This is a genomic window from Streptomyces speibonae (assembly GCF_984686075.1).
Window position 1 is genome coordinate 770,085 of record NZ_OZ480260.1, and the last position, 10,607, is coordinate 780,691.

Sequence of the window (10,607 nt, forward strand, 5' to 3'; positions counted from 1 at the left end):
AGTGATCATGGCTACCGAATCAGAGCTCTTCGACTACCTGAAGAAGGCGACCGCGGACCTGCAGGAGTCCCGGCGCCGGGTCCGCGAACTGGAGGACGCCGCGCGGGAGCCGATCGCGATCATCGGGATGGCGTGTCGCTACCCCGGCGGCGTGCGTACTCCCGAAGAACTGTGGAGCCTCGTCGCAGCGGGCACCGACGCCATCACGGACTTCCCCGGTGACCGGGGATGGGACCTGGCCGCCCTGTACGACCCGGACCCCGACCGCAGTGGCACGTCCTCCACCAACCAGGGCGGATTCCTCGACGGCGTAGGCGATTTCGACCCGGACATGTTCGGTATGAGCCCGCGTGAGGCGTTGGCGACCGATCCCCAGCAGCGGCTGGTGCTGGAGATCTCCTGGGAGGCCATCGAGCGGGCCGGGATCGCCCCGTCGTCGCTTCGGGGCAGCGACACCGGGGTGTTCATCGGTGTTCTGGGCCAGGACTACTTGCCGGATCTGCGGAACCTGCCGGAGGCCGCCGACGGTTACGGCATCACCGGCAGCGCCGACAGCGTGGTCTCCGGCCGGGTCTCCTACACGCTGGGCCTGCACGGTCCGGCGGTCAGTGTGGACACGGCGTGTTCATCGTCGCTCGCGGCGCTGCATCTGGCCGCGCAGGCCCTGCGCGGCGGCGAGTGCGGGCTCGCCCTCGTCGGCGGAGTCACCGTGATGTCGACGCCGGGCATGTTCGTGGAGTTCTCCCGGCAGCGAGGGCTGTCGCCCGACGGCCGCTGCAAGGCGTTCGGCGCCGCGGCCGATGGGACGGGCTGGGGCGAGGGCGCGGGAATCCTGCTGGTGGAACGGCTGTCCGACGCGCGTCGCAACCATCACCCCGTCCTGGCTGTCGTGCGGGGTTCCGCGATCAACCAGGACGGAGCGTCCAACGGACTGACCGCGCCGAACGGCCCGTCCCAGGAGCGAGTGATCCTCAAGGCGCTCGACGACGCCGGCCTGACCGTGGCCGACGTGGACGCCGTCGAGGCGCACGGCACCGGGACCGTGCTCGGCGACCCGATCGAAGCGCAGGCACTGCTCGCCACCTACGGCCGCAACCGCCCCGACGACCATCCGCTGTGGCTGGGGTCGGTCAAGTCCAACATCGGCCATACGCAAGCGGCAGCCGGCGTCGCCGGTGTCATCAAGATGGTCCAGGCCATGCGCCACGGCACTCTGCCGCAAACCCTGCACGCCGGCCGGCCGTCCTCTCATGTCGACTGGACCACCGGCAACGTACGCCTGCTCACCCGGAACAGGCCATGGCACGACGCGGGCCGCCCACGCCGAGCGGGAGTGTCCTCGTTCGGAGTCAGCGGCACCAACGCGCACGTCGTCATCGAGCACGTGGCCGAGCCTGCCGAGCCGGAACCCGGGCCCCCGTTCCCCGGACCGGTTCCCTGGGTGGTGTCGGCGCACTCCGAGGCCGCACTGGCCGAGCAGGCGCGCCGGCTGTCCGCACACCTGGGCGCTCACGCCGGGTCATCGGCGGCGGACGTGGGTTTCTCCCTTGCCACCACACGGTCCCGGTCGGAGCACCGTGCCGTCGCGGTGGGGGCCGGCCGAGCCGAGTTGCTCGACGCCATCGGCACCATCGGGGGCGACACCACGTCGCCGGACCTGGTCGCCGGCGTGGCCGATGTGCGCGGCAGGACGGTGTTCGTGTTCCCCGGCCAGGGTGCGCAGTGGGTGGGCATGGCCACCGAACTGTGGGACAGCAACGCGGTGTTCGCGGACCGGATGGCCGCGTGCGAACGGGCCCTGGCCGCCCACGTCGACTGGTCGCTGCGTGAGGTACTCGCCGACAAGGCGGCACTGGAGCGGGACGACGTCGTGCAGCCCGTCCTGTTCGCGCTCATGGTGTCACTCGCGGAACTGTGGCGCTCCTACGGCGTGGAACCCGACGCCGTGGTGGGGCACTCGCAGGGTGAGATCGCCGCCGCTTGCGTCAGCGGCGCGCTGTCGCTCGACGACGCCGCCCGGGTGGTCGCACTGCGGAGCAGGGCCGCCACCGCGCTGGCAGGACTCGGCGGCATGATGACCGTTGCCCTGCCCGTGGACGACGTGCGGGCGCGGCTGCGGGCACACGGCGACCGTGTCTGGGTCGCGGCCGTCAACGGACCGCGATCGGTCGTGGTGGCAGGCGACCTGGACGTTCTCGACGAGTTGCACACCGTCACCGACGCTGCCGGAGGCCGGCCACGCCGCGTTCCGGTCGACTACGCCTCGCACACCCCCTCCGTCGAAGCCATCGAGGGGGAACTGCGCACCGCCCTCGCCGGCCTGTCGCCCCGCCCGCCCCGGGTGCCGTTCTTCTCGACCGTCACCGGCGATTGGCTCGACCAGCCGGTCGACGCCGGGTACTGGTATCTCAACCTGCGCCGGACGGTTCGGTTCGAGGACGCCGTCCACGCGCTCGCCCGGCAGGGCTTCAGGTTCTTCATCGAGGTCAGCGGACACCCGGTGCTCACCACCGGTGTGGAGGACACCGTCGAGGCCCTCGGGGTGGACGCCGCCGTCCTCGGTACGCTGCGACGCAACGATGGCGGTCTGCGGCGTTTCCTGCTCAACGCGGCCGGGGCCCACGTGCGGGGACTCGACGTGGACTGGACGCCCTCTTTCCCTGCCGCCCGCCGCGTCGACCTGCCCACGTACGCCTTCCAGCACCGGAGGTTCTGGCTCTCCCCCGCCCCCGCCGCGGTCCGGCCCCGGGAGGACGGTTGGCAGTACCGGGTCGCGTGGCGGCCGGTCCCCGCCGCCGAGTCGACGGCCGGCGACTGGCTGGTGGTCCTGCCGTCGACGGTGGACGACGACGGCGACTGGGCCGGGCCGGCGGCGGTACGGGTCGTGCTCGACACCGCGACCGCCGATCGCGAGCGGATCGGCCGCCAGGTGCGTGCGGCGCTGGCCGGGAACCCCCGAGTGGCCGGGGTGCTCTCGCTGCTGGGCCTGGACCGGCGTCCCAGCCGGGGTACGACCGCCGGCACCGTCGGCACGGTCGCTCTCGCCCAGGCGCTCGGCGACATCGGGCTGGACGCCCCGTTGTGGCTGGCGACCCGTGGCGCGGTGTCGGTGGACGGTTCCGACCGGCCGGTCTCCCCGGAACAGGCCCAGTTGTGGGGACTGGGCCGGGTCATCGGGCTGGAACACCCCGAGCGCTGGGGCGGTCTGGTCGACCTGCCGACGCCTTACGGCGACGGCGTCCTGAAGCAGTTGGTCCGCGCCGACGGCGAGAGCGAACTGGCGATCCGCGGCACCACGGTGTACGCGCGCAGGCTGGTTCATGTCGCCGAGGACACCGCCGCCCCGGCCGGCGGCTGGCGGCCCACGGGAACGGTGCTGGTCACCGGGGGGACCGGGGTGCTGGGCGGTCACGTGGCGCGTTGGCTCGCCCAGCACGGGGCCGGCCACGTGGTGCTGACCAGCCGTCGGGGGGCGGCCGCCCCGGGCGCCGCGGAGTTGACCGCGCACCTGCGCGAGCTCGGCACCGAGGTGACCGTGGCGGCCTGCGACGCGGCCGACCGGGACGCGATGGCCCGGCTGATCGCCGAGCATCCGCCGTCGGCCGTCTTCCACGTGGCGGGCGTGCTCGACGACGGAGTCATCGAAGGGATCGACGCCGACCGGCTGGAGGGCGTCTTCAGGCCCAAGGCCACGGCCGCCAGGATCCTTGATGAGCTGACGCGTGACCTGCCGCTCTCGGCGTTCGTGCTGTTCTCTTCGGTGGCGGGAGTGCTGGGCAGTGCGGGCCAGGCGAGTTACGCGGCGGCCAACGCCTACGTGGACGCGCTGGCCGAACAGCGGCGGGCGGTCGGACTGCCCGCGACCTCGGTGGCCTGGGGAGCCTGGGCGGAGGGCGGCCTGGCCACCGACGGTGGAGTGATCGAGGAACGGCTGCGGCACACCGGTGTGCGGCCGATGCGGCCGCCGTCCGCGATGCGGGCGCTGCAGAGCGTTCTGGACCGGGACGAATCCGCCGTCGCGGTCGTCGACGCGGACTGGGACCGCTACGTCGCGGCGAGCCACACACACGGGCTCCCGCCCTGGGCCCGCGACCTGCCGGAGCTCGCGCGAACCGCCTCGGCCGGGGAACCCACCGAGGACCGGGCCGCCGCGTTGCGACGGCGGTTGGCCACCCAGACACCCGAGGACCGCGCCCGTACGCTGCTCATGCTGGTGCGCACGCACGCCGCCGCGGCCCTGCACCACTCCGAGCTGGACGCCGTCGCGGCCGACCGGGCGTTCCGCGAGCTCGGTTTCGACTCGCTGACCGCTCTCGATCTGCGCAAGCGGCTGAACGCGGCGACCGGGCTCCGGCTGCCGAGCACGGTGGTATTCGACTACCCGGCGGCCCGGTCGTTGGCCGATCACCTGGGCGAGTTGCTCCTCGGTGCCGACAACGCCGTACACGTCCCCGCGGTCACCGCGCCGGCCGACGACGGCGACCCGATCGCCATCGTGTCGATGGGCTGCCGGTTCCCCGGTGGTGTGCGCTCCCCCGAGGACTTCTGGAACCTGCTGGTGACCGGCGGCCACGTCGTCGGCGAATTCCCCACGGACCGCGGCTGGGACACCGAAGCGCTCTACCACCCCGATCCGGACCACCCCGGCACCAGCTCCACGCGGTACGGGGCGTTCCTGAGCGACGTGGCCGGCTTCGACGCCGACCTGTTCGGCATCTCCCCCCGTGAGGCGCTGGCGATGGACCCGCAGCAGCGACTGCTGCTGGAGACGGCGTGGGAGACGTTCGAGCGGGCAGGCATCGATCCGACGTCGTTGCGGGGCAGCCGGGCAGGCGTGTTCGTCGGCACCAACGGGCAGGACTACTTCACCGGACTCGATCAGGTGCCGAGCGGTGTCGAGGGCTACCTTCTCGGCGGCAATGCCGCCAGCGTGGTGTCCGGTCGCATCGCCTACGCCTACGGTCTCGAAGGGCCCGCCGTCACCATCGACACCGCCTGCTCCTCGTCCTTGGTGGCGCTGCACCTGGCGGCTCAGTCGCTCCGGCAGGGCGAGTGTTCGCTGGCGTTGGCCGGCGGGGTCACCGTCCTGTCGACCCCCACCGTGTTCGTGGAGTTCTCCCGTCAGCGAGGCCTCGCCGCGGACGGACGGTGCAAGCCGTTCGCCGACTCCGCCGACGGAACCGCCTGGGGCGAAGGCGCCGGTCTGCTGGTACTGGAACGGCTGTCCGACGCGCGACGCCATGGCCATCCCGTGCTGGCGGTGCTGCGCGGATCGGCGGTCAACCAGGACGGTGCGTCCAACGGGCTGACCGCTCCGAACGGCCTCTCGCAGCAGCGGGTGATCCGGCAGGCACTCGCCAACGCCGGCCTCGAACCGTGCGACGTGGACGCCGTGGAGGCGCACGGCACCGGCACCACCCTGGGCGATCCCATCGAGGCCCAGGCACTGATCGCGACCTACGGCCGCGAACGCGACCGGCCCTTGTGGCTGGGGTCGGTGAAGTCGAACATCGCCCACACCCAGGCCGCCGCCGGCGTGGCCGGTCTGATCAAGACGGTGCTGGCGATGCGCCACGGTGTCCTGCCGAAGAGCCTCGGCAGCGACCGCCCGTCGACCCACGTGGACTGGACGGCCGGCATGGTGCGCCTGCTCACGGAGAACACACCGTGGGAACACGGCGACGGGCCGCGTCGTGCCGGAGTCTCCTCGTTCGGTGTCAGCGGCACCAACGCTCACGTGATCCTCGAGTCGGTCCCGTGCGACACCGCCGAGCACCGGCAACGGGCTCCCCACGGCCCGTTGCCCTTCCTCGTGTCGGGCCACACCGGGGCCGCGCTCCGTGACCAGGCCGCCGCGCTCCGCGCCGATCCCGGCGGAGATCCGCTCGACACCGCGTTCTCGCTGGCGACGACGCGCGCCGCGCTGCCGCACCGTGCCGTCGTCGTCGCCGAGGACTCCTCGGAACTGACCGGTTCGCTCGACGCCTTCCTCGACAGCCGTTCGACGCCCGGGGTGAGCGGCGGGGTCGCTGAGCGTGAGCACAAACTCGCCTTCGTCTTCTCCGGTCAGGGGTCCCAGCACACCGGCATGGGACGTGAGCTGTACGCGCGGTTTCCGGTGTTCGCGACGGCACTGGACGAGGTCTGCGAGGAACTCGACCCGCTGGTGGGGCATGCGGTGCGGGAGGCGATGTTCGAACGGCAGGCCGAGCCGGACGACACCGGGAACGCGCAGCCGGCGCTCTTCGCGTTCCAGGTCGCGCTGTTCCGGCTGCTGCGGTCGTGGGGCCTGCGGCCCGACGTCGTGGCCGGTCATTCGGTCGGCGAGATCGCGGCGGCCCACGTCGCCGGTGTGCTGAGCCTGCCCGACGCGGCCGCGCTGGTCGCGGCGCGGGGGCGGCTGATGGGGGCCCTGCCCGCAGGCGGAGCGATGATCGCGGTCGGGGCGGCCGAGGCCGACGTGCTCCCCTTGCTGGGCGAGGACGTGAGTCTCGCGGCCGTGAACGGCGAGACGTCGGTCGTCGTCTCGGGGACCGAGCCCGAAGTACGGCGCGTCGCCGGCCACTTCGCCGGCCTGGGCGTACGGACCAAGCGCCTGCGGGTCAGCCATGCCTTCCACTCGGCATTGATGCAACCGGTTCTCTCCCCGTTCACCGACGTGCTCAAGACGTTGTCGTTCGAGCCGCCGGACATTCCGTTCGTGTCGTCGGTGACCGGTGGCCGGGTCACCGACGAGATCACCGACCCCGCCTATTGGACACGGCACGCGCGCGACACGGTGCGGTTCGCCGACGCCATGGCCGCGGTGCGCGCGGACCAGGTGACCGGCATGGTCGAGATCGGTCCCGACAGCACGCTCACGGCCCTGGTCGCCGAGGTGTTTCCCCTTGCTGTCGCGGCACAGCGCATGGACCGGGGCGAGCAGCGGACCGCGATCACCGCGCTGGCGCAGCTGTGGGCGAACGGTGTGCCGGTGAACTGGGCCGCGGTGTTCAGCGGCACCGGTGCCCAGCGGGTCGACCTGCCCACCTACCCCTTCCAGCACCGGCGCTACTGGATGCGCGGGAGCCGCCCGGCCGGTGACCTCGGTGCCTCCGGACTGGCCGGCGTCCCACACCCGCTGATCGGCGCACGCGTGCCGGTTGCCGACACGGGAGCGGTGCTGTTCACCGGGAGCCTCTCGACGGGGACACACCCGTGGCTGTCCGATCACGCGGTCGCGGGCGACGCGGTGTTCCCCGGCACAGGCTTCGTGGAAGTGGCGTTGCAGGCGGCCGGGCAACTGGGCTGCGACCGCGTGGACGAACTCACCGTCGAAACACCTCTGGTGCTCACCGACGCGGTGCAGTTCCAGTTGGCGGTCGACCCGCCGGATCACGACGGTTTCCGTGCCCTGAGGCTCTACGCACGGCCGCAGCAGGCCACGGCCGACGTCCCATGGAACCGGTATGCCAGTGGGACTCTGGCCGTCGCCCCGGCACCGGAGCTGTCCGACCTGGGCGAGTGGCCTCCCGTGGACTCCGTCCCGGTCCCGGTGGACGACCTCTACGACCGGATCGCGACGGCGAGCAGTTTCGCGTACGGGCCCGCCTTCCGCGGCCTGGCCGCCGCCTGGCGCCGGGACGAGGAGATCTTCACGGAAGTCACGGTGCAGCTGGACACGGCCGGCTTCGCCCTGCACCCGGCGCTGCTGGACGCGGCGCTGCATGCCGTGGCGCTGCGCGAAGGCGTCCCCGACCAGGACGTGATGCCGTTCTCCTGGAGCGGCGTCACGTGCCACCGGCCGGGTGCCGGCACGCTGCGTGTCCGGCTCGGTGTGCTGGGGCCGGACGCCGTGTCGCTGACGGTCACGGACAGCGTGGGGCGGCCGGTGGCCTCGGTGGAGTCCGTACGGCTGCGCCCGATCGCCGGCGGTCGCTCGAACCCGCTGTACGGGGTGGACTGGGTGCCGGTGCCGGTGCCGGCCGTCGAGGCCGGGCCCGTCGCGCCGGCATGGCTCGCGCCGGGGGATGACCTGCCGGCCCCCGATGGCGCCGTTCCCGACGTCGTCGTCGTGTCCTGCCTGGACGATCCCGACGGGACCACGCTGCGCGATGCCGTGGTGCGCACGCTGGAGCTGGTGCGGTCCTGGGTGACCGACGAGCGGTTCGCGGAGCGCCGGCTCGTGTTCGTCACACGCGGCGCCGACGACTTGGTGCATGCCGGCGTGTGGGGGCTGATCCGGTCCGCGCAGACCGAGCACCCCGGCCGGTTCGTGTTGCTCGAGGCGGACGGTCCCGATGCCGTGCGGGAGCATCTGCCCTCGGTGCTCGCCGTCGGCGAGCCGCAGCTGGCGCTGCGGGCGGGGGTGCTCCACGCCCCCCGGATCGCCCCCGTCGGGGACGACGCGCTGGTCCCACCGGCGGGCACCCCGCACTGGCGGCTGGACGTCCGGACCCGGGGCACCCTGGAGGGCCTCGCCCTCGTGGCCGATCCGGATGCGGGGCGGCCGCTGGCGGAGGGCGAGATCCGGGTCTCCATGCGCGCGGCCGGTGTGAACTTCCGAGACGTGCTGGGCACGCTCGGTGCCTATCCGGGCGACGTGACCATCGGCGTCGAGGGCGCCGGCGTGGTCACGGAGGTGGGCCCCGGAGCGACCGGCCCGGCAGTCGGCGACGCGGTGCTGGGGCTGTTCTCGCACGCGTTCGGGCCGACGGCGGTCACCGATCACCGACTGGTCGCGCCGATTCCCGACGGCTGGACGTTCGAGCGGGCGGCATCGGTACCGGTGGCGTTCCTGACCGCGTACTACGGGCTGGTGGACCTGGCGGACGTGCGTCCGGGCGAGTCGGTGCTGGTGCACGCCGCTGCCGGCGGCGTGGGCATGGCGGCGGTGCAGCTGGCCACGTGTCTGGGGGCCGATGTCTTCGGCACGGCGAGTCCCGCCAAGTGGGACACGCTGCGGTCCTCGATACCCCAGGACCGCATCGCCTCCTCGCGGTCGCTGGAGTTCGGCGACCGGTTCCGCGACGCGACCGGCGGCCGGGGCGTCGACGTGGTGCTGAACTCCCTCACCGGTGCATTCATCGACACGTCCCTGCGGCTGCTGGCCCCGGGCGGCCGGTTCCTGGAGATGGGCAAGGCCGACATTCGCCCGGCGGCCGAGGTGGCCGCGCACTACACGGCGTTCGACCTGATGGACGCCGGGCCCGAGCGGATCCGCGCGATGCTGGCCGAGGTGCTCGCGCTGTTCGCGGACGGTCGGCTCACGCCCCTGCCCGTGCGGAGCTGGGACGTGCGGCGGGCACGACACGCCTTCCGCACCATGAGCCAGGGCGAGCACGTCGGCAAGATCGTGCTGACGGTGCCGCCCGGCCTCGACCCGGCCGGCACGGTCCTGATCACCGGGGCGTCCGGAGCCCTGGGCTCGCTCATCGCGCGACACCTGGCGGTCGAGCACGGCGTCCGGCACCTGGTGCTGGTCAGCCGGAGCGGAGCCGACGCGGACGGCGCCGAGCAGTTGCGCGCCGACCTCGTCGAAGCGGGTGCGACGGTCGGCTTCGAGGCCTGTGATGTCGCCGATCGGGACGCTCTGGCCGCCGCGCTGGCAAGGGTGCCCGCCGAACACCCGCTGACCGCGGTCGTGCACAGTGCCGGTCTCCTGGCCGATGGGGTGGTCTCGGCACTGACGGCGGACCAGGTGGACGCGGTGCTGCGGGCCAAGGTGCGGGGCACGGTCAACCTGCACGAGTTGACCAAGGACAGGGACCTGGCCGCGTTCGTGCTGTGTTCCTCGGTGGCCGGCGTCCTCGGTGGGCCGGGTCAGGGCAACTACGCGGCCGCCAACGCCTTCCTGGACGCCTTTGCCCGGCACCGCAGGGCCGACGGTCTGGCCGCGCAGTCCCTCGCCTGGGGCCCGTGGACGGCCGACCAGGGCATGACCCGCCACCTGGACATCACCGACCACGTCCGGGTCAGCCGGGGCGGCCTCGAACCCCTGTCCGTGGCACAGGGCCTGGCCCTGTTCGATGCCGCCCTGGGTGCAGACAGCGCTCTGGTGCTGCCCGTCCGGCTGAACACCGCGGCTCTTCGGGACGCGGCGGACGACGGCACGCTGCCGTCGATGCTGCGCGGCATCGTCCGTCCCCGCACCGGCGCGGCGGCCCGCCCCGCGTCCGGTGGGGCCGACGGAGCGGACCTGACACGGCGGCTGGCCGGTCTGGACGACGCCGCGGGGGACCGGCTGCTGCTCGATCTGGTGTGCACGGAGACGGCAGCGGTGCTCGGCCACTCCTCGGCCGACGCGGTGGACGTCCAGCGCGGCTTCCTCGACCTGGGCATCGACTCGCTGACCGCGCTGGAGCTGCGCAACCGCCTGGGCACGACGACCGGGGTGCGTCTGGCCGCCACGGTGATCTTCGACTGCCCCACGCCCTCGGCCCTGGCCGGGCATCTGCGGACACGGCTGTGCCCCGCCGACGACCGGTCCGAAAGCGCGGTCGAGGAAACCGAGTCGACAGCCATCGACGCAATGGATCTCGACGACCTGGTCCGGCTGGCGCTGGACGACTCCGACCTGTGACCTGTCCGCACCTGGGAGAGAACGATGACGAAGCGGCCCGACCAGA

Annotated in this window: 1 protein-coding gene; it reads left to right on the plus strand. The window is 72.9% G+C overall.

The features are described from left to right. The first annotated feature begins 7 nt into the window (after positions 1–7). Positions 8–10,561: an SDR family NAD(P)-dependent oxidoreductase gene (locus AC5L3C_RS03260; protein ID WP_493646760.1), complete on the plus strand. Its 10,554-nt coding sequence runs from the start codon at positions 8–10 to the stop codon at positions 10,559–10,561. Positions 10,562–10,607 lie beyond the last annotated feature (46 nt).

Excerpts from the sequence above, each read along its gene's own strand:
- AC5L3C_RS03260 (WP_493646760.1), top strand. The coding sequence starts at position 8 with ATGGCTACCGAATCAGAGCTCTTCGACTACCTGAAGAAGGCGACCGCG.